This window comes from Aquimarina sp. EL_43, assembly GCF_943422735.1.
Taxonomy (GTDB): Bacteria; Bacteroidota; Bacteroidia; order Flavobacteriales; family Flavobacteriaceae; genus Aquimarina; species Aquimarina megaterium.
Genome location: NZ_CALSBR010000001.1, coordinates 3,218,116 through 3,243,090, shown reverse-complemented (window position 1 = coordinate 3,243,090; position 24,975 = coordinate 3,218,116). Strand labels below are relative to the sequence as shown.

Sequence of the window (24,975 nt, the reverse complement as noted above, 5' to 3'; positions counted from 1 at the left end):
TAATTGAGGTATTACCGTACATCATAGACACGTATTTTCCTTAATTTAGTGATGAAACTTAAAACCTAAATATCATGTTAAAAACCATCTTAGATTTAGAAGGAACAAAAAGTCTTAAAAAGAGTGAACAAAAAGGAATAAACGGTGGTCGTATTCCAGTACTTCGAAAATGTTGTAACCCTGCACTACGATGCTGTACAACTTCTCATGTTGCATTAAATAATCCTAGTTGTGGTGCTACTTATATTCCTGGGTGCTCTTATCACCCATCAAATGGTTGCTGTATATAGAAAAATCGTTTAATAGAATAATTAAATATTCTAAGTATATTCTTTCTTTTTTAAACAGTTTAAAAAAGAAAAAGTCCTAAACTTAATGTTTAGGACTTTTTTAAGAGCCGATAGAGGGACTCGAACCCACGACCTGCTGATTACAAATCAGCTGCTCTAGCCAGCTGAGCTATATCGGCAAAAACGGTTGCAAATATAATTTCTACAACCGTTTTTACAAATATTTTTTAAAGAAAAATTACAATGCATTTACTTTTTTAACTAAAGCCTTAGCTGTTTTTTCTAAATCATCGCGAAGAGATTTAAAATGTTTTTTAGGATTTTCAAGTTTTCGTTCGTTAGCTCTAGCCATAAAACTATCAAAAGATGTAATTGCTTCATCAATGATTGCTTCTCCAGATTTACCATCTTTACCAGGGTTTTCTAATTCCCACATATAGACTTCTTCTATAATATCTCCTAAAACGTAGTTTATATCCTTTTTAAGGTCTCTCTTATTTGCCATATCTAATTTATTTTGTGCAAAATTAGTGTTTTCAATTTAATAATGAAGTATGTAAAAGACGAACTGCTTTCTAAATTTTTATTTTCAGAAGAAGTTCGTTACTCGTTTACTATTTCTTTTATTTTTTCTAGTGCTTTATTTACATGTTCTGAGGCTTTCATACTATTAAATTTTAGTTGTATGATTCCTTTTTTATCTATCACATAGGTTTCTCTTCCTGGTAGTAATCCCAATAATTCTGATTTCACACCAAAAAGCTTTCTTAATTCACCATTAGAGTCCGACAAAAACATAAAAGGAAGTTTGTATGTACTCTTAAATCTTGTGTGTGATTTTATACTATCGGCGCTTATGCCTATCACTTCTACACCAAGATTTTCAAAATCTACATAACTATCCCTAAAGTTACAGGCTTCTTTTGTACAACCGGGAGTAAAATTTTTAGGATAAAAATAAAGTACCAGATTTTTTTTCCCGATAATATCAGAGCTCAAAAAATGTTCTCCTTTGTCATTTGTAGCGATAAACTCGGGAACCTTATCACCTACTAGTAGCCCCATGTTTTATTCTCCTTTATAGATTACAAAATTGCGAGGAGTTTCATATAAAGTAACTTCAATATCGTATTGTGAAGCTATCTTTTTACGTAATCTATTCCATATTACAAAGGCTATATTTTCTACAGTAGGATTTAAACTCTTAAACTCTTCTACCTCTTCATTAAGATTTTTATGATCCATATAGTCTTCGACTTCGGTTTTAATGTATTCTTTTAAGATCTTAAGATCCATCAAAAAACCTGTTTCCGGATCAATCTCTCCTATTACAGCTACGATAAGTTCATAATTATGGCCGTGATATTTTGGATTGCTACACTTGCCGAATATTTGAAGGTTTTTTTCGTCACTCCAATCCTTTCTATATAATCGATGTGCTGCATTAAAATGAGCTTTTCTACATGCTTTAATCCTCATAAGGTTATGTGCGAATAAAATTTTTCAAAAATGATTTTAAACCATTCTGTATATAGTTCGGGATGTACTAATATATCATGTTTTACAGCTTCTATAGGCATCCATTTCCAATTGACTACTTCTTCTGGATTAATAACAGGATCTTCTTCATACTTTCCTAATAATACATGATCATATTCATGTTCGGTAAGTCCATTATCAAATGGAGCTTTATATATAAACGAAACAGAATCTTTTAATGAAGTGGTAAACCCCATTTCTTCTTGTAATCTTCGTATTCCTGCTTCTACATTAGTTTCTCCTTCTCTTTGGTGGCTACAGCATGTATTTGTCCATAAACCTGGTGAATGGTATTTATGATGCGCTCTTTGCTGAAGCATCAATTCGTTTTTACTATTCATAATAAATACCGAAAAGGCTCTATGCAATACAGCTTTTTGATGTGCTTCTAGTTTAGGCATCAGTCCTATTTGCTCGTCATTTTCGTTAACCAGGATAACTTTTTCTTCTTCTTCCATTGTTTTTAATTGATCCAAAATTACGAAATCATAAGAGTAATTCATAATTCATATTACCTATAGAGACTAATTTAGCTGTTTCTATTCTTAATAAAAACCTTTACTATAGTACTTAAAAATAGTAAGGCAAAAAATCTGCCATACCTCAAAATTGGTTTACATATTTATTTTGGACTTATTACCCTGCAGTTTTTCAAAAAAAGAATTTCTTCAATAAAAAACGCCTCATGCTATTGAGGCGTTTTAACTATATGTAAAATATATTGTGCTAAAATTTATTTAATAATAATAAATTCACTTCGTCTATTTAATTGATGTTTGTCTTTCTCGCAATTCGATTCATTACCGCAGTCATTAACCAATTGGGTTTCTCCATATCCTTTTCCTGTTAATCGATCTGCAGATATACCATTATCGATCATATAATTTACAGTAGCTTCGGCTCTTTTTTCAGACAAATATAAGTTGTATTGATCTTCTCCATGGCTATCTGTATGTGCTCTTATTTCTAGTTTCATATTAGCATACTGATTCATCACTTCAATTACTTTTGCCAGTTCTATTTTTGCATCAGAACGTATTGTATATCCATTAAAATCAAAATAAATTGGTTTAAGCGCTAATATCTTTGTTAAATCATCTCCTACATCTGCAGTTTTAATTTTCTTTTCTAGTGCAAGTGGAGTATCCATCGTTTGGGATTTATCCGACGTATTCACAAGCTTCTCCAAAGTGTTGTATTCCTCTTTCTCTGCTCGCACAAAATAGCTGGATTCACATTCGACCAGTTGGGAATAGGTAGCTTCATCACCTACAACAAAACTTTGTATTAGATTGTTATTACTATCATATAGAGAGACTTTGGTCCCTGGTAATAATTTCTTAGTATCTTTATCGGTAACCAATCCTGCAATTGTAGTCTCGCAGAAATCTTTTAAGTCTTCTAGTTCTATAAAGCTATAAATATCATCACTTCCTTTTCCTCCTTCACGATTGGATGAAAAATATCCTTTCTTGGTATTTTCATTAATTATAAATGCAAAATCATCTTTAGGTCCATTAATTGGCTTACCAACATTTACTACTAATTTTTCTTTATCTGTTTGCGGATTAACCTTTGTAACGAATACATCTAATCCTCCTAAGCCCATATGCCCATCAGACGAAAAATATAACTCGTTGTCTGCTCCAATAAATGGGAAGGTTTCTTTTCCTTCTGTATTAATTCTATCTCCCAAATTTTTTGGTTCTCCAAAACTACCATCGCCATTAATAGTTACTTCATATAAATCAGAGAGTCCTTTTCCTCCCGGCATATCTGATGAAAAATACAATGTTTTTTCATCACTACTTAATGTAGGGTGTGCAACAGAATACTCATCACTATTAAATGGTAAATTTTGCGGTGTTGTCCATCCTCCCTCAGGATTTTTATAGGAACGATATATTTTCAACTTATTTGTTCCTCTTTGATCACGGCCTAGTTTTCCTTCTTCATAATTATTTCTTGTAAAGTAAATAGTTCGTGTATCTTTTGTAAAAACAGGTGTTGACTCATGAAATTTTGAATTTATTTTTCGATCAAACCTTTTAATTTTCGAAAAATTATTATTCACCGAGTCATATGTTGCTTCAAAAAGATTTAAGAAAGCTTCTCCATTCCATTGGTGAATAGCTTTTTTAAATGTTAGCGTATCTCTAGAAGAGCTAAAAACTATATTTTTTCCGTAAAAAGCAGTTCCAAACTCAACAAAAGAAGAATTTACTGATGCGTTTTCTATTTCAAATCTACCCGATTGAAAATCGATTCGTTTTAGATAATCAGATCCGTCTAAAAATAATTTTGCACGTAGATCATTCCCATTAGCAGCTGCAAATTTTTGCATGTATGTATCAGAATCCTCGTATCTCTCTATAGTTTTTAGTGTTTGTGCATATCTAAAGTAGTATTCGGGTTGAACTTGATCAGGATAAGAATTTACTAATTCTTCATACCATTTTAGCGCCTCTTCAAACTGACTATTAAAATAATAACTATCTCCCAGATTCATAAAAAGATCTGCACTCTTATATCCTTTTCTAGCTACTTTAAGATACGTTTCTTGTGCATCAATATATTGATACTTATCATATTGTTCTTTGGCTTTTTTGAGTTTTTTTTCCTGAGATAAAAGAGTATTGTTTCCGAAAAACAACAGCATAAAAATCAATAATGATTTAAGTAAATATTTCCCCATTTTTTTACTATTACATTTTAAAATCTTAATTAAAAGAAACGCGGTGTTAGCATTCTATTATATTTTTTGAAAAGTTCGAATCGTAGCATCACTTCATAACTTCCATCATTAAATTGTGATTGTCCTAACTCTGTTGTTTCTCGATCATAAGCAAATCCGATCATCATCGAGTCTGATATCTGGAAGCCCACCATACCACTCACTGCCGCACTCCAACGATATGCTGCTCCCAAGGTTAAACGGTTATATAACAAAAAGTTTGCAGAAACGTCTACTTGTAATGGTGCTCCAAACACTAGTTTGCTTAAAACAGCTGGTTTAAATTTTATATCATCGGTCAAATCAAAAACATGACCCGCTATTAAATAATAGTTGATACGTTCTTCTGCCAAAAAACTCACTGCTGTACTATTACTACTTGTCGTACTTTCATCAAAATGATCTGTTTCTAATAGATTAGGAGCACTTAATCCCACATAAAAACGATTTGTATGATAATAGACTCCAACCCCAACATTAGGGCTAAACTTATTATCAATATTGTTTTCAAACAAAGCATCATTACTATTAAACTGAGATAGTTTTTGAAAATCTACATTTAACAAATGACCGCCTGCTTTTAATCCGAAACTTAGTTTTCCTTCATCTGAAGTAGGAATAGAATAGGAAAAATCAATATCGAAATATGTTTCATCGGTAGGGCCTATCTCATCATTAACAATAGATACACCTAAACCAAGGCGTTCATTACCTCCTATCGGAGTATTAACAGTAAGGGTTTGAGTACGAGGCGCACCATCTAAGCCAACCCATTGACTACGATGCAATCCCATAATACTTAATACTCCACGACTACCAGCATAGGCAGGATTAACACTTATCGTATTGTACATGTATTGGGTATATTGTGCATCTTGTTGTGCGCAAATAGAAGTTGTAGCAAAACCTAAAACTACAAGCATAAACATTATTGACGATGTATTCATAAGTATTTAATTCGATTTAGGGAATAACAAATATATGATATTCCAGATACATTTATCTATTTATATACAAGTAACCAGCTTTGGACATGTTGATTCCACTAGCGTTTTCATATTCTAAAACATAAAAATAAGTCCCTACTGGTAATTCTTTATTCTTACCCATTGTAGCTCTTCCTTCACTAATTCCTTCAAAGAATTTAGCTCCAGATTGTTCATATCCATCCTCTTCAAATATCTTAACTCCCCAACGATTGAATATCTGTAATGTGTTATTCGGAAAGTTATCTAATCCTACTATCCTAAACTGATCATTAATACCATCTCCATTCGGAGAGATCCCGGTATAAACAACGATTTCATCATCAACATCAGCAATTACAATAAACCCATTATTTTCTTCTACCGTTATTCCGGTTCCTATTACATTTACTGTTGTTGGATCGGTTCCTTCTGTTTGTATACTCCCTAACGGAAGTGTTGTATTATCAATATCAACTACGGTTGCTCCTACAGGAACATTTGCCATGAAGTCTCCGTTTACATCAGTAGTTACAGTTTGTTCTATCCCATTAATATCAATAATATTAACATCTACTCCTTCTAAGTCTGGTTCACCAATATCTTGTGTGCTATTATCGTTTAAGTCACTATACAAATGCCCTGTTATAGTACCATTTGGTGCAGGTACTACTGTAATTGTAATAATTGCATCATCACAAACTAATGGAGTAACGATGCTACATAGCGTATAGGTTATGATATAATCACCTGGTGGAGTATTGGGTACAATTGTAACCTCGCCTGTACTTGAGTCGAAGCTAACACCATCTCCCGGATTGGGATCTGCGACTGTGGTTACCATAACATCAACTCCCAGCGCAACTCCATTTCCATTTAAAATATCATTATCGTTAACAACATTGATAGAATTACCACCTGTATTACTATTAATAGTAACTGTATCATCATTTGCTATTATATTATCTGCCACTACGATTGTTACTATGGCATCATCGCAAACCAATACGCCACTTTCATCATTACATACTTGATAAATAATTGTAACAGAACTTCCTGCTTCTCCTACTATTGGGGTATATGTCATCTCTCCTGTAGATGCATCAAACGCAACTACACCATTAGCAGAACCCCCTATTTGAGTAATACTGGTTGTACCTAAATTATTGGGATCATTATTATCCAAATAATCATCATTCGCTAAAATATCAATACTTACACTTCCTCCAACCATTGCAGCTACATTATCATCAACAGCTGTTGCTACCAAAGGATTAGGGTCACTTATATTTGGATTACCGTCACCATCGGTATCAGGGTCGGTAACTTCTAAAACCAAATCATCTACAAAATTCCATGTGTTTTGGCAAGTTCCTTTTGCTACAAATTCGAATGAAAACGAACCACTTGTTGGAGCAATAAATGTTACAACAGGTCTTTCCCAAACATTTTCTACACTTGATATTGGAACAGTAGCTACAACTGTACCATCTAATTTAATCTCTGTTTGAGGTGCACAAGGCGGTAAACCCGGCCGGCTTTCTATAAGATAATCAAACGAAAATGAATATTGCACCCCTCCTACCAAAGTAACATTTTGTTTTATCCCTTCTTGAGTAGCACCAAACATTCTAAACCCAAAATAACATCCCCCACTAGGAGAAGCTGGCCTTGGAGCATTAACAATATACCAGGTTCTTTGAGTCTCTGTAGATCTATCTGGAGTATATATTTTACCCCAACCATCAGGTGCCACATCAAATGCCCCGTTATCCATTGTACAATCAACTCCAGCAACATCCAGTCCTGGATTTGTTAATAAATTTTGAGAATAACCGTTACCAAAAGAGAATAAGATTATAAAAAATACAATTCTAATAAGTGAAGTAAACTTTCTTTGCGAAAATAGAGTAAAAATTAACATAAGCAATATACTAACTGATTAACATTGTGTGAATTATTTTTCAAAATATAGCGTAATATCAAACCGTAATAATTTTGATTAATTAATTGATTAATGCAGCTGGATACTTTTCCTCCAATATCCAAAAAATCTAAGAGGGGAAGAACTTGTATACTTAATAGGATTGTATACATAACTTTTTAAAAAAAAGTAATACTCTGTTTTTTTCATTTTGACAATGTATTTGTATATAAAGCAAAAACTATGGGGGTAATTAGTTTCTACAAATCCTTTAATTAAAAAAACCTCACACAAAGTAAGGTAAAACCGTATTTAGAAATCAGCACAAATATGATAATAGATTTACGTTTTTCTTTATTTTTTTGCCAAAAAATAGTTTTTTTCGATAAAAAACGTAAAAAATCGATTAAGACAGGTGTAAAAACCTAAACAGAACAAATTTCCTACGCATATTCCATCAAAGTTTTATTTAGAATATTTACATACTAAAAATGAATCTATTTTAATCTAAAACAATATCCGTTTTACTTAATGATATCAATAAGTATTATTGTTCATTTTAGTACTATATTTGCATCCTCATTTAGATATAAGAGCAGATAATAAATATATCATCAAACTTATAGAGGTCATAAAATGAATAGGCAGTTAAGAGCTTATTTTGATAAGAAATTTGATGCTATTGAGAGTGTATCTAAATATTTAGAATAATAAACAAAATCAAATGAAATTTATAGACGAAATTGGGAGAAGAAGAACCTTTGGGATCATCTCTCACCCTGATGCAGGTAAGACTACATTGACCGAAAAATTATTACTTTTTGGAGGTGCTATTCAAGAAGCAGGGGCCGTAAAATCAAACAAAGTTAAAAAAGGAGCTACTAGTGATTTTATGGAAATTGAACGTCAAAGAGGTATATCTGTCGCTACCTCTGTATTAGCTTTTGAGTACAAAGACATTAAGATTAATATTCTGGATACTCCCGGTCATAAAGATTTTGCTGAAGATACATTTAGAACATTAACTGCTGTAGATAGTGTAATTGTTGTGATTGATGTTGCAAAAGGTGTTGAGGAACAGACCGAAAAATTAGTTTCTGTTTGTAGAATGAGAAATATCCCTATGATTGTTTTTATTAATAAACTGGATCGTGAAGGAAAAGATGCTTTTGAGCTTCTGGATGAAATAGAACAAAAACTTGGCCTTACCGTTACCCCACTAAGTTTTCCTATTGGAATGGGGTATGATTTTAAAGGAATTTATAATATTTGGGAGAAAAATATTAATCTTTTTAGTGGCGATAATAGAAAAAATATTGAAGAGACCATCGAAATATCTGATTTATCGTCCCAGAGTCTTAACGATATAATTGGCGACACTGCTGCAGACACATTACGTGAAGAATTAGAGTTGGTAGAGGGGATATACCCAAAATTTGAAAAAGAACAGTATCAAAATGGTGATTTACAACCTGTATTTTTTGGGTCAGCATTAAACAACTTTGGTGTTAGAGAATTATTAGATTGTTTTGTTACTATTGCTCCTCCGCCAAAACCAAAGGAAAGTGATGTACGATTGGTACATCCTGAAGAAAAAGATTTTACCGGATTTGTATTTAAAATCCATGCCAATATGGATCCCAAACATAGAGATAGACTGGCATTTATAAAAATTGTATCAGGGACTTTCGAAAGAAACGTTCCGTATTTGCATACAAGACATAATAAAAAGCTTAAATTTTCTAGCCCTAATGCTTTTTTTGCTGAAAAAAAGGAGATTGTAGATATATCGTATCCTGGTGATATTGTTGGATTACATGATACCGGAAATTTTAAAATTGGGGATACTCTAACCAAAGGAGAAATTTTGCATTATAAAGGAGTACCTAGTTTTTCTCCAGAACATTTTAGGTATATCAACAATGCAGATCCTATGAAATCTAAGCAATTAGCAAAGGGAATAGATCAATTAATGGATGAAGGGGTTGCGCAGCTTTTTACATTAGAATTGAACGGAAGAAAAGTGATAGGAACCGTTGGCGCTTTACAATATGAAGTAATTCAATATAGGTTAGAGCATGAATATGGGGCAAAATGTACGTATGAAAATCTTAATGTTCATAAGGCTTGCTGGGTAGAAGCTAAAGATCAGGATAATGATGAGTTTAAAGATTTTAAACGTGTAAAAAGCAAATTTCTGGCAAAAGATAAACAGGGTCAACTCGTATTTTTGGCTGATTCTTCTTTCAGTTTACAAATGACACAGCAAAAATATCCATCGATCGAGTTTCACTTTACTTCAGAATTTTAATTATCTCTATAAACTATATCTGAAATTTTATTAAAAACTAAAGGCATCTAAATACAAATTAGGAGGATTATAATTTACATTATTTTGTCATGACCAATAATGAGCATCCACCTAATAGCTTTACAGTTATATCTTTATTGGCTTTATACATTATTCTTTTGGGTAAGTATGTAATTTTTGAGCTTATTGTTTTTCTAGGAAAATCCAGAAAGCTTGTCGTATAAAAGAAATCAACAATCTCATATCCACAATCTTTCAATGTAGCTATTGCTGTTTCTTTTGTAAAATGATGTAGATGTCCCACAGATTTTCGTAAAGACATAAGATCATTTTTTAATAGTCGGTTAACTGATATATCTAATGGGATATGAAATATCGTATTTTTTGCTTTATGCTTACATAGTTTTAAGAATCCAAGGTAATCATCAACATGTTCAAAAACATCTATCATGAGTAATAAATCGAATTTTGAGTCTATCTTTAGAAAATCTTCTGATTTAAATTCTAATCTAGATTTTTCTCTTTGTCTGGCAATATTAATAGCATCATTCGAAATATCATATCCTGTAAAATGCACATCATCGGGCATTGCCTTATGCAATTGATTTAATATCTCACCAGCACCACAGCCAACTTCTGCAATAGATTTTGGGTGTATTGGATTACGGTCTAACATTTTGATGATCTGTTTAGCTTTCCAAGGAGAGTCTTCGGCGTGCCAGGTAGGGTTTTTTTTTAAATACTCACTATTTTCTTCGGTGTAAATTTTTTCAGCCATTGTATTTATCATTTTTCACATAAAAGAACAAGTATTCTATTCTAAATGCTTTAAGTTGTTTTTTTGTTTTGTAATTCAAAATAATGACTACAAAATTTTATTATTAACTCAACTTATTTTTTCGAGAAGACATGAGCTTCTTTTAGGGTAATTTTTTGATTAATTAAGATTGTATGACAGGCTGTATTTACAATATGAATATAGTAAAAACTCAATTCTTATCCAATAAAGAAACTTATTTTATATCAATATACTTACGAATTCACACACATATAAAGTGGTCCTGAATACAACGATTTGGTCGATTAAAACAATCGCTCTTCTAATACTTATAGGATTTCGGTTATCTACTAATCATTAGGTTCAGCATTCTTTTAAAGAACCCTGCCTTTGATCTTTCTCCATAGCCATATCCGTAGCCATATCCATATCCAATTTTTCTAAAATCTACATCATTAAACAAAACGGCAATAGAAGTAAATCGTTTTTCTTGATTTAGTGTTTTAGGAATATCCAAAAGTCTTTTATCTGAAAACTTTTGTCTTACAACGTAGACACACAAATCGGCATAAGAGCTTAATAATAACGTATCTGCTACCACAGTAATGGGGGGTGTATCTATAAGAATGTAATCATATTCTTTTTTTAGATACTCAAATAATTCTTCAATTCGTTTATGTTTTAACAATTCTGCAGGGTTTGGAGGTTTAGGTCCAGAGGTAAAAACGTCTAAGTTCTTAAAACCCTTCATATTAGACATTATATCTTCAATCTGTATAGATTCGTCTCTAATAAAGTTGGTAATTCCTTTTTTACCATCTACATCCATTCGCTCTTTTAACTCTGCAGATCTTAAATCCATTTCTAACAAAGCAACTTTATTTCCAGAACGACCAAGAGTTATCCCTAGATTACTAGCGGCAAAGGACTTTCCTTCTCCTTTAATACTAGACGTGATTAAAATGGTTTTTCCTTTTTCTTTAGAATGCGCCAAGAGAAAGTCTAGATTGGTTTCTAATAATCTAAATGCTTCTGCCAATATTGATCGATCGGCTTTAGGGGTTACCAGTTTTTTATCTTCTGGAGATGAAGGAATACTACCGAGTAACGGTAATTTTAATTTCTTTTTTAGTTCTTTAATATCATTGACCTTTGTATTCATTAAATCTTTAAAGAAAACAATAACAATAGGTACAATTAGTGCCGCAAGAAAACCTGTTAGAAATACAATATTCTTTTTTGGCCGAATGGGACTACGAGAAATATATGCTTTTTCGATAACTTTTACATTCGAAACGGTTGCGGCAAGAGAGATTGCTGTTTCTTCTCTTTTTTCTAATAAATACAAGAACAAAGTTTCTTTGATTTGTTGTTGTCGCTGTATATCTCTAAGTTTTCGTTCTTTTTCTGGTAATGATGAAATTTGAGCATTTACTATAGCATCACTGCTTTTAAGGTTATCTATTTTAAGTTGAAGCGTTTTTTTTAGATTGATGAGACTTTGTTGTATACTTTTTCTTAAATCAAAAAGCTTATCGTTTAAGCTTATTAACAGTGGGTTTTCTACTCCAGAACTTTTAAGTATTCTATTTCGTTGCAATGCTATATCATTGTATCGAGAAATCAAGGTAACTGCTTTACGGTCTTCAAACCCAAGATTTACAGGAAGAAGATCATTTTTAGAGTTTTCTAAATAATCCATTAAATAATCTGTTAATCCAATTTGTATTGTTGCAGCTAATTGTTCTTTTTCATTCACAAAAGATTTTTCTAGCATTATCGAAGCTTCTGAAGATAAATTTGTTAAATTATTTTCGGTTTTAAAGAATTCGACGTTTTTTTCTAAGTCATCTAATTCCTGATTAATAATATGTATTCGCTCTTTTATAAAATTGGCAGTATTAGCAGAGATTTGATTTTTATCTTTTATAACATCTTTGTTATATTCTTCAATAAGACTATTTAAAATTTCCTTGGCTCTATCTTGAGCTATTGTAGTTAGCGTTAATGTGACTACACTTGTATTTTGATCGGTAAGACCTATTTTTATCGTCGACTTATATCTTTCTACCATATCCAAAAGTGGAGTACTATTTACATAAATATTAGTCCCTATATACTCATGAAGAATTTTAAAATCTGGTTCAACCAAAATATCTCCAAAGGGAGAACCTATACATTTTCCGTATTCTCCTTTTAGAATGAAATTTTCGTGAGTATCTTTTATCGCAAACTGCTCACCAGGTAGGATTGTGATGATAAAATTTAATCCCTGATCATAATAAGAATCTTCCAGGAACTTAACTTTAACAGGTGAGTTTTTAGTAAGTTCTACAAATCGTTTAGAGTATTTGGTTTTGCTAAAATACTGAACATTTAAGTGTAGTTTTCTAACAACATTTTCGAGTAAGGGTCGTGATTTAAGTATTTCTATCTCATTTTCTACTTCTCGTTTAGCGTTTTTAAAAATAGAGAGGTCTTCAAAAGCAGAAAGTTCGGACATTGCTCCATTATTCTCTGATTTAATTAATATAGTAGATGTAGCTCGATACATCTTAGGAGTATATCTTAAATAGAAAAAACCTATCACAAAACAAATTACAAGAGAAACAATAAACAACCTCCAATGGGCTATATACCTTTCTAGTAATTCTTTGATGAATAGATTTTCAGAATCATCATCGATCTCATAATTCATTTTATGAATTCTTTCGGTTTAAAGAGAATTAACTATTGTAAATTTAACTATTATATGTGAACTATCACGAAAGAATTTCAAATTCTATGAGGTACTTGAAACTGAATATTCTATAAGGCCAAGAAAACTAAGGCCAATAATTTTAAAAACTTCTTTTTCCTTTTACCACGATGTTTTTAATGATTTTAAATAAATAATTAATATCTGTTAAAATTGGGTTTCTCTCATATGCTGTTAAATATTTCATTTCAGACGCTATAATTTCTTCTAGTGTCTCGGGCATATCTGCATAAAATGGAGGGATGAGTCCTGGTTTAAATTTAATTCTTTTCTCCTGTAGTTCTTTGGTATATAAACTAAAGTAATGACTGCTAAGAGGGCGCCCTCCTATAAGTTTCATATCTCCTTTTAAAAAATTAAGAACCATAGGTAGTTCGTCTATCCAATATTTCCTAAGTAATTTTCCTGTATTGGATATTCTAAAATCGTTTTTTAATTTCCCTCCTTTTTTCAGATTGTTCTTTTGAAAAACATAATGTTGCAGATACTCAGAGTACGGATGCATGGTTCGCAACTTATATACATTAATTAGTTTTCCATTTTTGCCTACACGTTTCAAGCTAATTAAAGGGCCATATGTAGGGTTCATATCATACAGAGGAAGTTTTGTTTTTTTTGCTACAAAATATAATTTATTATCAATTACTTTTTCCTCTATTACATCAAAACCACAACTATATAATCTCCCTAATACTTCGGCCTTTGTTAGTACTCTACCGTAGCCTTTTGTAATATCAAAATATATTTTTTTGGACCACTTTAGTTTTGGACTAACTCTATGAAAGATAAAATCACCTAAATAGTATAGGTAATTTAAAGGTTTAGGAAATTTTTTAAGTATTTTTTCTTTACGGCTTTCATAAGTTTCTATCGTATTAATAAACAATCCTCCTTCTGGTAATTTATGATTTACCATTTCAAGAAATTTATTAATTCGTCTATAGTGATTAACTTCTTGTAGATTTACAATCGCCCGAAATGATTCTTTTTGATATGTTTCAATATTATTTTTATCTCTGGTATCACAAAGCAACACATCAAACAACCTAAATTCTCGCAGGTGATTACTTATGAAATCACAGGCATCATTACCCAATTTTCTGGTAATTATTTTTTCAATCGCAACCTTACTTTTACCCCTTAACGCATAAGGTTTAGTGCCAGAAGAAACAGAATCAGTAAGGTCTTTATTCTTCTTATCTAAAATAGTATAAGCTTCTGCACTAATAGTTCTAATAATCATACTTCAACACTAATTTTAAAGGATGAAGATGATGTAAAAAATAAACAACCTGATGAACCGAAAACAAGTGGTTTTGTTTTCGGAAAACTATGTTTTAGTAGCATAGATATTTAGATTTGGTTAACAGTTTAAAGATAATACAAGAAGAGTAAAATCAGTAACGGGTTTACCGCAAAATAGTTATGTCAAACTCCTGTTTTGCAGGTTTTTACCTGTAAAAAATAAGAAAAAAAAGAGATTTTAACAGGAAGAAAAGTTAATCTTAACAAAAAAACTTACATTTTTTGTTAAATAATTAACCAAAAATCGATAAAACAACAAAAATAAGAGGCAAAAGAATTTAAGAAAGTATTCTTGTTACTTATTTTTGAGTTAAAACATAACAATTCTACATCGTTAAAAATCTATTATAACACTGTATTTTTAAAAGAAAATGATATAAAATTAGATATTTTTTAGTGCTCTACTGGGTTTTAATTTTTGAATCATTTTTTACATAAAAATGCTTCTTAACTACATTTTTCACATTTTGTAATACTAATTCCTTGCTCCATTTTATGATACTATCATTCCATCGCTGAGGGTGAAATGTAAACATAACCTGGTTAGGAAATGCTGCATTTTTTAATGCTTCAACAATTTCGGGAGTGCTATGAAAAGTTTTGGTAAATCTAGTATTTACTCTATCTCTTACACTTGTTTTATGCCCATCCCATTTTCTTCCGGTGTCTGTTAAATAATACACTTTATCATAATCTATATCAAAATAAGGTTCTCCAACAATACCAAAATCCTGATACCGGTATGTTTTCCACAGGTCTTTAGAATCATATTTAGACAATGGCGAACCATGCATACAAATAGTAGATACAGGCGTAAGTTCTCTTAGTGCAAAAAGGTTATTTCTAAAATCCTGAATCCCAGCCTCTAAATCACCTTTTGTAGTTGTTAAGCATTCATAGTGATATCCTATTTCATGACCTAGTTCTGCGATTTTCAGGATTATTTTTTCATCCCAGCTTTCTGGAACGGCTCTAAAATAGTAAGTTCCTTTAATTCCTTTTAAAGCCTGAAGCTTTGCAAAAGCTAATGAATTCTTTGGTAATAAATCTACATCATGCCTTAGAACAATGCTTTTTTTTCCTGGTTTTGCTATGAATTCTGCAAAAGTTTGAAATTGATAGCCGTTGTTCATTAATGCTCTTAACAATTCTCTATATCGCTGTACGGTGAAATCTATCATTTATACTCAAGTTGTATTTTTGGATTGTCTATTATAGCTTTTTTGCTTTGAGGATAATTTTCTACAAACCATACCATAAATGAGGTAACATCAATTTTATCTTCTAATAATTTTTCTAGTCTTTTTTTAAAAACTTCTTTCAAATCAGGGGTTTCATCAAGTTCTTTAATTTTAGACAGTACACCTTCTCCATTTTTAAAACTAAATAGTAGCCCATATTTTTCTTGTTCCCTAATGGTTCCTGCCATGATACTATTTATATATAATGCAGGTGTACCTAGTACAGCACATTCTGAGGCCATTGTTGCTCCTTCTCCGATAAACATACAAGCATAGGCCAAAACATTATGCATTTCTTCTGGCGGTATCCTTATTTGATATTTTTTAAATTCATCTGGTAATTTTCCTTCAGAAGAGATAAAGACAGTATATTTCTTTTCTAAATAATCTATTAGTTCCCGTTTTTCTCGTATAGATAATCCAGATTGATTTACATCATGACTTGCATTCCATGATACAAATCTGAGTATCACATATTTAGCATCAGGGTTAATTTTTAGAATATCATAAATACCTGGGTCTGCAACAAATCTATTAGGGTGCAGGTAGGCTAATTCATGGTATCCATTATACCATATTTGTCTATCTCCCAAATCTTTATGAAATGCATTAGATGTTAAAACACTATTTGTAAAAGGTAAATATAAACGCACTTGTTCCATATTTCCTGTATCCTCCATCGATATATGTGGCTTTCCTAATATAGCTGATGCATGAGCCGCATAAGGAGAGCCATGACTCATCAAAACATCAGGACGAAACCTCAACCCATGAAGAATTTCCATAATATCGAACTTTACTAAGCCAAATATTTTTCCAATAGTGGTATTATATTTTTTGCCGAATGAAATAAAGCGAAGCCCAGCAGCTTTCAATAGCTCGATCTCAAATTCTTTTTCACGGCATGTAAAAAGAAATTCATGTCCTTTTTTTTGCATCTCTAATGCAAAATTTTTAAACAAATGAACATGACCTGGATGCCCAATATCGATAAGGATCTTCATATATCTAGTTTTTATTTTTTATCAGCTGTTTTTCAATATTTTAACTGCTTTTTTACCCAGGCTATACAAAAATGGATTAGCTACATAAATAAACCTGCCATGCTCTACTAAATCTCCTCCAAATTTTGATTTAAATTCTCTTACTCCATAATCTTCTTCGGGTTTTCCTGCTCCCATAAAATCAAACTTCCTAATGTTATTTTTGCATGCATATAGCATAGCCGACCACGTAGCGAGAATACTGGGATATATATTCTTATATGCTCTATCCTTACCACATACATACCATTCATAAATTGCTTTATCTCTAAAAATTGGAAAAACAATGCCTCCAACAACTTCGTCTTTATAAAAAACCAAAAGAAATTTTGCTACTCTCTGGCTCCACAAAGTGATAAAGAAATATAATTTTGGAAGTGGTGTTTTTACTTTTGTTTTATATAGATCATTAAGAATTTCATAGTATGCCTCTATCTCTGATTGATGTTTGGCTTCTCGTACTACCGCACCTTCTTTTAAACTTTTTTTAACTTGCCTTAGTTTACTACTACTAATTCTTTGCTTTACTTTTTCTTCAGTATCGCATGCAACATGAAAATTTAAATGAGGATGATACTCAAAACCTATTGTATTAAGAGCATTTTTATATTGGTTATAATCATTAAGATTACGAGTTTCGATATAAATCACTTTATGTTTTAAATGTTTAATCACCGTTTTAAACAATTCTATAACATGATCTTCTTCTACTTCTTTAGAAAAAACGGGACCTCCAAAAATGATTGCTCTACGAGTAAAAGAGGATTTAATTCCATTTTCTTTTTGAACAATTCCGGAAACAAATGCAGTAATTTTTTTGTCATACTCTATGGCAAAAGCAAAAGTCTCATACCCAGCAGTGATAAAAAAGGAAAGTGCTTCTGGTGTTTGAAAAAAACTTGCAGAATCGTTTTCTAAAAGCACTTCTAATTCCTCTGGGTTTATCCCACTGGTACTTGTATGTATGGTGAGTGTTTTAGTCATTATAAAGTTTCTTTATAAATGGATATTAGTTTAGGAGCGATAATTTCAGAATCTAGGTGAGAAATATGAATTCTACCCTCTGTCTTTTTTGGATATTGTAATGCTTTATCAATTTTATTAGCTATATCGGTTTTATTAAAACCAGTAACAAAGCATCCTGGCGTATTTCTAATAGTCTCTTTTATATCTCCTACATTAACAGCTACAATTTTACAATTACAGGCCATAGCTTCTTTAATTACATTAGGAGATCCCTCCCAAAAACTGGTAAGAATAATTACATCTGCTGCATTAAAATAAGCAGGCATTTGTGTATTAGGAATATCGATAAGTGATTGCAATTCTATATCCTTATGATCAAGTAATTCAAAAGCGCTTTTTGCCAACTGATAATTTTTTACTTTTCTTTTGGGATTTGCTGCAAAAAGGATGTGTCGCTTATTAGAGTCCCATTGTGTAATTTCTAAGGCTTCCTTTCTAGAAAATGGTCTAAATTTTTTAAAATCTACCCCATTAGGTAAAACATTTACCGTTTTAATACCAGATGACGTTTTCATATCCAGAGATTTTACGATAATCTTATTCCAGAAAAAGAAATTAAATATTCTGATCAGATATTTTAGCAAAAAAGAAGCTTTTACATCACTCCCCATTAGAGAGACTATTAATGGTTTTCCTCCTGCCAAAGCTACAACTATGGCGCTAAGAGAATAGTGTGCATGAATAATGTCATAAGAATGATGTTTCAGAAATTTTCTTAGTATAAAAATATGTTTTAGATATCCACTAAACCCTTTACCTTTGATTGTAAAGAAAGAAACATCATGCCCTAGCTTAATCAGAGAATTACCTTGATTAAAAACAATAGGAGATATTCCATTCTTTGTATTTCCGCTACTTACAAAAAGTACATCCATTTTCATTAAAAGGATTATTGTTTAATGATTAGCTGTGATATATCGGTTCTGTTTTTTTCACATTCTTTTTTTCTAAATATTGCACGATACTATCTGCATATACTTTCTCTACCTCTAGTTTTTTGGTTACAAATTCCCAGTCATCATTTTTATGAGTAAAATACCCTTCAGAATAAGGAATCCCAGCTGTGCCAAAATACAGGGATTGAAACTCAATCAGATAAAATTCGCTCCCATCAAATACGATATCAATCGAGATATGAGGGACATTCATTTTTATATAGATTTCTTGCGCAAAATCAAAAAGGCCATCGGGCGCTTCGGCTTCTAATCCGTAGAAATAATTATCATATCCACCACCACTGGCTTTAATACCACGCCCTTTCAATAATGGTCTTTTAAACACATATAGTTTTTCTCCAAAAATGTAAATCTTCCAATCATTCTGCAGATTTGGTATAAAATCTTGTAGTATAAATTTTTGCCTATATAGAGATTCTCTTATGTATCCTTTATGTTTGAGAGATCTTCCATAATCTCTTAAATCACTACGATAATTACGTTGATTTATTTGTTTGACTTTAGTGATTAATTCTTTTTCAGATTTTATTAAGCAAACTCCTGTTCCCGAAGCACCTTCAGATGTTTTAAAAACAACAGGATAGGTAATCTTATTCAAATGCATCAAAAGATCTTTCATAGAGCCATAGACTTGTGCATTAATATTATTTGTCAAGTCTTCGAATTGCCTCATAAGCTCCATAAAAACTTTATTATTATTAGCTCTTAAGTGTTTGTATGCAGGAATTACATTCGCACCAGATAACTCTAAGGCATATATCACATCTTCTATGTAAGACTTATACTTATACCCAATATCTTCTGAAGATGTATAAATCACATCTTTGCCTTTAAAAGTACCTTCACTTAGGTTAATTTCATTGAAATAGGTATACGCCAACCGAAATCCCATATCATTAAAATAGTCGGATAACTTATCTTTATCCATCCCACTACGATAAGGAGTATCAAAATGTTTAGATCCAAATTTTGTTTTATAATCCATTAATGCTATTATAGACTTCATAGGTATTTATTTTTGATGAAATAGAATGATTAGACATATTGTGTAGTATCGACAAGGACATTAATAATGTATCTCGATATTTTTCTGGTGTATATGGAGATAAATCGGTAAACATTGTATTTAATCGTTTACTATTAAAAAGTAATTGATCACTATTTATGGTCAAGCGTAATTCTTTCTCATTTGCTTTGACTCCAGAAATAATACCCAGATTGTCTAAATTGGTTTTTGTAACTTTTTTAAGTAATTTTTTCTTCAAAAACGGAAGAATAATATTATGAATATACTTAAGGTCTCTTACGTCTATAGGACGATACCCCTTTCCTGTTACCTGGGTATAAATCTGTTGATTAGTCTTCTTTATGATATCTGTATACAGGTATTGACCTTTCATCCTTTTTATAGGATTATCTGTAAAAAAGTCATTATTAGCTCCTCCATACTTTGTAGTAAGTAATGTTTTTACAAAATTATAATCAAGAAATGGTGTTCTAACCGAAATGTATTTTTGCTGTAGTGTAATCCACTGCCCAAAGAATTTTCTAAAGATCTCTTCGAATACAAAAATGTAAAATTGTTGATTCCTTGTTATATTTTGAGGAAGAGACTTTTTGTATTCTATAATTTCTTGAGTAAGTTCATCTAGCTCTACAGTAAATGCAGATGTATTTAAAACGCGAAGAGGTTCTGCATTTTTTATAATTTCTACTAATTCTTCTTCGTTTTGTATTTTAAAGACATTTGTTAATGTTTCTGAAGTGACGGCACCGGCCGAGTGTAATGCTCTAAACAATTCGCTTCCTCCTGCTCCAGACAATAAATATTTCGAGTTTTCTGAAATCTTTTTTGTACTATATAAAAAATGAGGATATAAAAGTCCATTTCCCAGATAACCCGATGTGGTATATTCTAGTGCATTTTGGTAATACTCTGATGATATATATTGAGTAGCCCCAAGGTCAAAATATTGATATGGTATTTTTAAAGTTTTAGCATTAGCCAAAGGGATACTTACATCATCATTTTCTGGCTTACCAAAAGAAAATGTATTAAATTTTTGCTGGTGATATGTGGCACAACTAACTAATGTTCTTCCATCAAAACCACTTGTAAATGCAATATCAAATTCTTCTTTCGGAAAATATTGTTTTGCGGTTTCTATGAATAGATTGCTTAACTGATCTACTGTTTTTTTGCCTCCTTTGGGATACGGAACAAACAAGCTGGAAATATCAAAATGTTTGGTAACAGTAATTTTATCATTCTTTAAAGTAATAAAAGAATGACAAGGAAGTAAATTGATGTTTTTATATAGCGTTCTGTTAAAAAAACCATAGTTAAACAAAAGGTTTTCGAGAATAAACTTTTTATCTATTTCTGGTTCTGTAGTAAGATATTCTTTAATTAACTGTAATGATGATGATATTAGGCAATCATTCTCTGTATAATAAATTGGTAGCATGCTAAAAAAACTATTGTATACTTTTATAGAATTCTCTTTGGCTACAATGGCATAAAAATGTCCTTTAAGCTTAGCAATCTCATAATCATTAACACTAAAAACTTCTTCGACAGAACCTATATAATCACCAACAACTATTACTTTAAACTTTCCAATATTATATTCAAAATAGTTCGTACCAGTAAATGTCAAATACCAGTTAGAGGTTAATCTGAGTAATTTTTTTTTCTCTGATTTTGATATCAGCTTTTTATGAAATAATATAAAGTCACTCATAGCTTTTCCTGTTTATAATAGTCCGCGATTTGATAGTTTAAATAAATTCCACATCAATATTGCTGCAAAAATGAATGTTAAATAGCTTAACCAATGCTGATTACGTTTGGGGTATTTTGTAGCAATACCATCTGCCATAAAAATGATTAAAAATGGTAGTGATAGTATTTGAAATCGATCCTGAAATGATATTCCGGATATAGCAAGAATCACAATATATAATATAGCAAATCCACCGACAAAAATGACTCTTCTATTTTTGGTTTTATAAGCATTATACAATCCCAGAAACACAAAAAAGTATAAGCAGTTTCGTACAATTTCGTTTTGAAAATGGGAATAAATCCCTAATTGTGCTGCTTCAAAATCTAATAATGAAGGAAAAGGAGTAATAATCGCACCAGCAATTAAAAGTGGACTTACAAGAGCAGCTGTATAGCTTATTCCTCTCTGTTTAGAAGTATTACTTAACTCATTCCCAAATTGATCTTTACTTGCTTCTATTGCTATTTCTACATGCTTATCCATTCCTAATTTTTTCATTACAAAAAAACTTCCAGCAATAAATAGTATTGAAATAAATACAGTCGACATTTTATAATTTTTATTAGACGTCTTATAAAACAAAATCTGTATTAGTACACAAAAAATGAGTAACGGAGCTAATATTACTCTGAAATAAAAAAGTACCCCAAAATGAAGTAGAATAAGTAATGAATATAGGACTCTAAATTTTCTTTGTATGATGATTAATTGGGTTAGATAAGCAATATTTGCAATCAGGAATATCATAAGTGTTTCTTTTAACAAAAAACCTGTAAACCATAACAATGCTGGCATTAACATTGTAATAATTCCTGCCATACGAGCTCTTTTTTCATCATAAGAAATCCTGGTTATTTGATATATTCTTATAACCGTGATACTCCCCAGTAGTGCATTGAAAATTTTTATAATCAAAATGTTCTTTCCAAAAATGAAATAGAAAAAACCGATAACAATAGAGAATCCATAATCAGATTCATTTTTCCAAAAGCCCGATAAAACGCCAAATATGTGTCTTCCGTCTTCTATCGCATCTGCTACTATTGATCCAGAATAATGGTAGTTCCAGGAATCTGATGCTGCTATTTCCATTGGTAAGTTTGCTGGATCATAGAGCATTGTAAGGATATATAGAACTCCAATTGAAATGAGACGATAAATAAAGCTGTGAAGGAAAATTCTTTGTATAAAATTGTCTTTTTTTTCCCAGGATTGAGAATAATATTGTAATCCTGTAACAAAAAGGATAATGGTTCCGAAGCCTGCAAATAGTATGGGTAATGGCATAATGTAATCTGGAAATATCACTACATGAAGTAACAGTATTCCTACTGTAAAAAACATGATAACATTAGTATTTCTCTTTGTCCAGTACATTATGCTGATTTACTTTGATAGGATTGATTTACCTTTTGTATTTCATAGCAGTCCTCAAAACACGATTTAGCATTAGCTGCCATTATTTTTTTATTGGCTTGTGATAATTCAATAAATTTTAGAATCGCTGATGTTAGTGAGGGTACTTCAAAATCCTCGATAAGAAATCCATTATAACCATCGATAATAATATCTTTAATTCCTCCTGCTGGAGTACTAATTATTGGAACGCCCATTGATAAAGCTTCTAGAATTACAATAGGCATACCTTCCTGGGCAGAGCTTACAATCAAGGCATCTGCATCCAGTAAAAAGTCTGCTGCACTTTTTTTTGGCCCTGCTAAGAATACATTGGGGGTATTAATTCTCTTAAGTTCATCAACCAGAATCATATCTGTCTCGCGCCCTATCTGAATACACATAGCACCAGGATACTTAGTATACACTTCTCCAAAACTTAAGGATAATAGTTTATAATTTTTATGACGATTTATATTCCCTATTGCCAGAAAACGCTGTCCTTCTTGTGGTTGTATTGAAAAACTATTCCAAAATGTTTTTATTTCGCTTGCTGCTCTTTCTGGGTTATGGCTTTTTATTCCGTTGGGTATAACTGTTGACTTTAGTTTTGGTAAATTTTTCTTGAGATCCTTATAAATAGTTGGGGCGACACATACATGTAAAATTCTATTGTTTAAAAAACGAAGTTTATTTAAATACCCAAGTACTAATTTCCAATTCTCGAAACTACTATGAATGGTATGTATATAAGATATTTTGGGTTTTAATATTGAGATCCCGTAGATATAGTATAACGGATTATGTAAGTGTACAAAAATGGTTTTAGGAGCTAATTTACCAAGAAGAATATATAGGTTAATAAATTGTTTTATACTATACTTTTTGGTCCAGCTCAATTGGTATAGATGAATTTCTTTTTTTATTTTATCAATATAGTTTTTATTAGGATCTGTTATTTTTAGAGCAATGATGGATACATCATTTGATTTTGCTTGTTCGTTGGCAAGTTGAACAACAAAATTTTCTGCTCCTCCGATATCAAGGGATGATATGACATGTACAATTTTCATCTATAGTTGTTTTCCATATATCCAGCTATCTATTATCTGATGTCCCGTTTGATTATAGGAAACCTGAAAATTATTAGCTTCTAAGAATTTTGACATTTTAATCTTAATCTGTCGGTCATCATCAAAAAGAAAATCATGACAGGAGATAGCTACATTTTTAGTAATCTTGATTGCATTTTCCATTCCTTCTATCATTTGTAGTTCGGATCCTTCTATATTAACCTTCAGGAAATCAATGTTTGTTATATTCTTTTCTTCTACAAAATGATCTAAAGTGATCCCGTCTACTTCTACACCTTTGGATTCTTTATTTATGTAATCAACTTGGTAATTATTTGATTCTTCAATCCATAATTTTTGATTACTATCGGTAATAGCCAGGTTTAAATTTTCGGAAGTTTTAATTTGGTTTTTAGCACATAATTCTACAAGTTTTTGATGACTTGCTCTACTGGCTTCGATAGAATATATTCTACCTTCATTTTCTGTTTTTTCGTCAAAAAATAACGTTTCTGTCCCTATTCCCGCGCCAATATCAACAATTACATCTCCTTTTTTAGGTGTATAATATTGACAAGCTATCCGTTCGATACTTCGATAAAGCTTCTTCTTACTAAAATTGAAATATGGTCGCTGTACCAGATAAAGATATTGTTCTCTATTTTTTAACCAATACATATCATAATCTGCATCATATTCTACTTGATTATTAGAGTCTTCAAGTATCCTACTAATCCATCCTAAAAAAGATGCTTTACGGGTTTTTCCCGGAATCAAAGCCATAATACCATTGAGTATTCCCGATATTATTTTTTTTATGATTTGTTTCATCTCTTCAGACTTTTAAA

General features: G+C 31.3%; 21 protein-coding genes and 1 tRNA gene. 2 read left to right on the top strand and 20 right to left on the bottom strand.

Annotated elements, in window-relative coordinates:
• The first annotated feature begins 74 nt into the window (after positions 1–74).
• Positions 75–290 (top strand): hypothetical protein, encoded by a 216-nt coding sequence (locus tag NNL09_RS13760; RefSeq protein WP_025665957.1) that lies wholly within the window; start codon positions 75–77, stop codon positions 288–290.
• Between the two features lie 105 nt (positions 291–395).
• On the opposite strand, the gene NNL09_RS13755 is transcribed toward NNL09_RS13760, so the two are convergent.
• The 8 genes from NNL09_RS13755 to NNL09_RS13720 form a co-directional block, all read right to left on the bottom strand.
• Positions 396–469: transfer RNA gene (locus tag NNL09_RS13755), tRNA-Thr, on the bottom strand.
• A 59-nt stretch (positions 470–528) separates the two neighbouring features.
• Positions 529–795 carry a hypothetical protein gene (locus tag NNL09_RS13750; protein WP_025665956.1) on the bottom strand — a complete coding sequence of 89 codons (267 nt, stop codon included), beginning with the start codon at positions 793–795 and terminating at the stop codon, positions 529–531.
• A gap of 98 nt (positions 796–893) precedes the next feature.
• Positions 894–1,355 carry a peroxiredoxin gene (locus NNL09_RS13745; protein ID WP_025665955.1) on the bottom strand — a complete coding sequence of 154 codons (462 nt, stop codon included), beginning with the start codon at positions 1,353–1,355 and terminating at the stop codon, positions 894–896.
• Positions 1,356–1,358: 3 nt separating this feature from the next.
• Positions 1,359–1,769 carry a 6-carboxytetrahydropterin synthase gene (locus NNL09_RS13740; protein WP_196909580.1) on the bottom strand — a complete coding sequence of 137 codons (411 nt, stop codon included), beginning with the start codon at positions 1,767–1,769 and terminating at the stop codon, positions 1,359–1,361.
• Positions 1,766–2,287 carry an isopentenyl-diphosphate Delta-isomerase gene (gene idi / locus NNL09_RS13735; RefSeq protein WP_196909579.1) on the bottom strand — a complete coding sequence of 174 codons (522 nt, stop codon included), beginning with the start codon at positions 2,285–2,287 and terminating at the stop codon, positions 1,766–1,768. The genes NNL09_RS13740 and idi overlap by 4 nt, the downstream gene beginning before the upstream one ends.
• Positions 2,288–2,562: 275 nt before the next feature.
• Positions 2,563–4,524 (bottom strand): OmpA family protein, encoded by a 1,962-nt coding sequence (locus NNL09_RS13730; protein ID WP_196909578.1) that lies wholly within the window; start codon positions 4,522–4,524, stop codon positions 2,563–2,565.
• A gap of 29 nt (positions 4,525–4,553) precedes the next feature.
• Positions 4,554–5,510, bottom strand: coding sequence for a type IX secretion system membrane protein PorP/SprF (locus NNL09_RS13725; RefSeq protein WP_025665951.1), 957 nt, complete (start codon positions 5,508–5,510; stop codon positions 4,554–4,556).
• A 52-nt stretch (positions 5,511–5,562) separates the two neighbouring features.
• On the bottom strand, positions 5,563–7,452 hold the full coding sequence (locus NNL09_RS13720) for a gliding motility-associated C-terminal domain-containing protein (RefSeq protein ID WP_196909577.1): 1,890 nt from the start codon (positions 7,450–7,452) through the stop codon (positions 5,563–5,565).
• A gap of 724 nt (positions 7,453–8,176) precedes the next feature.
• Between NNL09_RS13720 and NNL09_RS13715 the strand changes: the two genes are divergently transcribed.
• Complete coding sequence (locus tag NNL09_RS13715; RefSeq protein ID WP_025665949.1) at positions 8,177–9,763, top strand: peptide chain release factor 3; 1,587 nt, start codon at positions 8,177–8,179, stop codon at positions 9,761–9,763.
• 79 nt (positions 9,764–9,842) lie between these two features.
• Here the strand turns inward: NNL09_RS13715 and NNL09_RS13710 are convergent, their stop codons facing one another.
• The 12 genes from NNL09_RS13710 to NNL09_RS13655 form a co-directional block, all read right to left on the bottom strand.
• Positions 9,843–10,541, bottom strand: a complete 699-nt coding sequence (locus NNL09_RS13710; RefSeq protein ID WP_025665948.1) for a bifunctional 2-polyprenyl-6-hydroxyphenol methylase/3-demethylubiquinol 3-O-methyltransferase UbiG — start codon at positions 10,539–10,541, stop codon at positions 9,843–9,845.
• Between the two features lie 343 nt (positions 10,542–10,884).
• On the bottom strand, positions 10,885–13,239 hold the full coding sequence (locus NNL09_RS13705) for a tyrosine-protein kinase (protein WP_196909576.1): 2,355 nt from the start codon (positions 13,237–13,239) through the stop codon (positions 10,885–10,887).
• A gap of 142 nt (positions 13,240–13,381) precedes the next feature.
• Entirely contained in the window at positions 13,382–14,542 is a 1,161-nt protein-coding gene (locus NNL09_RS13700) for a sugar transferase (RefSeq protein ID WP_196909575.1), read from the bottom strand.
• A 463-nt stretch (positions 14,543–15,005) separates the two neighbouring features.
• Positions 15,006–15,785 (bottom strand): hypothetical protein, encoded by a 780-nt coding sequence (locus NNL09_RS13695; RefSeq protein ID WP_196909574.1) that lies wholly within the window; start codon positions 15,783–15,785, stop codon positions 15,006–15,008.
• Positions 15,782–16,849, bottom strand: coding sequence for a DUF354 domain-containing protein (locus NNL09_RS13690; protein WP_196909573.1), 1,068 nt, complete (start codon positions 16,847–16,849; stop codon positions 15,782–15,784). Before NNL09_RS13690 ends, NNL09_RS13695 begins: the two co-directional genes overlap by 4 nt.
• Positions 16,850–16,870: 21 nt before the next feature.
• The gene (locus NNL09_RS13685; protein WP_196909572.1) at positions 16,871–17,872 is read right to left on the bottom strand and encodes a peptidoglycan bridge formation glycyltransferase FemA/FemB family protein; all 1,002 of its coding nucleotides are present in this window, start codon (positions 17,870–17,872) and stop codon (positions 16,871–16,873) included.
• Complete coding sequence (locus NNL09_RS13680; RefSeq protein ID WP_196909571.1) at positions 17,872–18,795, bottom strand: glycosyltransferase family 4 protein; 924 nt, start codon at positions 18,793–18,795, stop codon at positions 17,872–17,874. The genes NNL09_RS13685 and NNL09_RS13680 overlap by 1 nt, the downstream gene beginning before the upstream one ends.
• A gap of 22 nt (positions 18,796–18,817) precedes the next feature.
• The gene (locus tag NNL09_RS13675; RefSeq protein WP_025665941.1) at positions 18,818–19,876 is read right to left on the bottom strand and encodes a RimK family alpha-L-glutamate ligase; all 1,059 of its coding nucleotides are present in this window, start codon (positions 19,874–19,876) and stop codon (positions 18,818–18,820) included.
• Positions 19,845–21,614 (bottom strand): asparagine synthase-related protein, encoded by a 1,770-nt coding sequence (locus NNL09_RS13670; protein ID WP_196909570.1) that lies wholly within the window; start codon positions 21,612–21,614, stop codon positions 19,845–19,847. The genes NNL09_RS13675 and NNL09_RS13670 overlap by 32 nt, the downstream gene beginning before the upstream one ends.
• A gap of 12 nt (positions 21,615–21,626) precedes the next feature.
• A complete protein-coding gene (locus NNL09_RS13665; protein ID WP_196909569.1) occupies positions 21,627–23,036 on the bottom strand; it encodes a glycosyltransferase family 39 protein in 1,410 nt (469 codons plus the stop codon).
• Positions 23,036–24,127 (bottom strand): glycosyltransferase, encoded by a 1,092-nt coding sequence (locus tag NNL09_RS13660; protein WP_196909568.1) that lies wholly within the window; start codon positions 24,125–24,127, stop codon positions 23,036–23,038. Before NNL09_RS13660 ends, NNL09_RS13665 begins: the two co-directional genes overlap by 1 nt.
• Complete coding sequence (locus NNL09_RS13655) at positions 24,128–24,958, bottom strand: FkbM family methyltransferase (RefSeq protein WP_025665937.1); 831 nt, start codon at positions 24,956–24,958, stop codon at positions 24,128–24,130. It lies immediately after the preceding gene.
• Positions 24,959–24,975: the final 17 nt, after the last annotated feature.

Excerpts from the sequence above, each read along its gene's own strand:
- NNL09_RS13725 (WP_025665951.1), bottom strand. The coding sequence starts at position 5,510 with ATGAATACATCGTCAATAATGTTTATGCTTGTAGTTTTAGGTTTTGCT.
- NNL09_RS13750 (WP_025665956.1), bottom strand. The coding sequence starts at position 795 with ATGGCAAATAAGAGAGACCTTAAAAAGGATATAAACTACGTTTTAGGA.
- NNL09_RS13715 (WP_025665949.1), top strand. The coding sequence starts at position 8,177 with ATGAAATTTATAGACGAAATTGGGAGAAGAAGAACCTTTGGGATCATC.
- NNL09_RS13710 (WP_025665948.1), bottom strand. The coding sequence starts at position 10,541 with ATGGCTGAAAAAATTTACACCGAAGAAAATAGTGAGTATTTAAAAAAA.
- NNL09_RS13685 (WP_196909572.1), bottom strand. The coding sequence starts at position 17,872 with ATGACTAAAACACTCACCATACATACAAGTACCAGTGGGATAAACCCA.
- NNL09_RS13690 (WP_196909573.1), bottom strand. The coding sequence starts at position 16,849 with ATGAAGATCCTTATCGATATTGGGCATCCAGGTCATGTTCATTTGTTT.
- NNL09_RS13745 (WP_025665955.1), bottom strand. The coding sequence starts at position 1,355 with ATGGGGCTACTAGTAGGTGATAAGGTTCCCGAGTTTATCGCTACAAAT.
- NNL09_RS13705 (WP_196909576.1), bottom strand. The coding sequence starts at position 13,239 with ATGAATTATGAGATCGATGATGATTCTGAAAATCTATTCATCAAAGAA.
- NNL09_RS13675 (WP_025665941.1), bottom strand. The coding sequence starts at position 19,876 with ATGAAGTCTATAATAGCATTAATGGATTATAAAACAAAATTTGGATCT.
- NNL09_RS13720 (WP_196909577.1), bottom strand. The coding sequence starts at position 7,452 with ATGTTAATTTTTACTCTATTTTCGCAAAGAAAGTTTACTTCACTTATT.
- NNL09_RS13665 (WP_196909569.1), bottom strand. The coding sequence starts at position 23,036 with ATGTACTGGACAAAGAGAAATACTAATGTTATCATGTTTTTTACAGTA.
- NNL09_RS13740 (WP_196909580.1), bottom strand. The coding sequence starts at position 1,769 with ATGAGGATTAAAGCATGTAGAAAAGCTCATTTTAATGCAGCACATCGA.
- NNL09_RS13695 (WP_196909574.1), bottom strand. The coding sequence starts at position 15,785 with ATGATAGATTTCACCGTACAGCGATATAGAGAATTGTTAAGAGCATTA.
- NNL09_RS13660 (WP_196909568.1), bottom strand. The coding sequence starts at position 24,127 with ATGAAAATTGTACATGTCATATCATCCCTTGATATCGGAGGAGCAGAA.
- NNL09_RS13730 (WP_196909578.1), bottom strand. The coding sequence starts at position 4,524 with ATGGGGAAATATTTACTTAAATCATTATTGATTTTTATGCTGTTGTTT.
- NNL09_RS13700 (WP_196909575.1), bottom strand. The coding sequence starts at position 14,542 with ATGATTATTAGAACTATTAGTGCAGAAGCTTATACTATTTTAGATAAG.
- NNL09_RS13680 (WP_196909571.1), bottom strand. The coding sequence starts at position 18,795 with ATGAAAATGGATGTACTTTTTGTAAGTAGCGGAAATACAAAGAATGGA.
- NNL09_RS13655 (WP_025665937.1), bottom strand. The coding sequence starts at position 24,958 with ATGAAACAAATCATAAAAAAAATAATATCGGGAATACTCAATGGTATT.
- NNL09_RS13670 (WP_196909570.1), bottom strand. The coding sequence starts at position 21,614 with ATGAGTGACTTTATATTATTTCATAAAAAGCTGATATCAAAATCAGAG.
- idi (WP_196909579.1), bottom strand. The coding sequence starts at position 2,287 with ATGGAAGAAGAAGAAAAAGTTATCCTGGTTAACGAAAATGACGAGCAA.
- NNL09_RS13760 (WP_025665957.1), top strand. The coding sequence starts at position 75 with ATGTTAAAAACCATCTTAGATTTAGAAGGAACAAAAAGTCTTAAAAAG.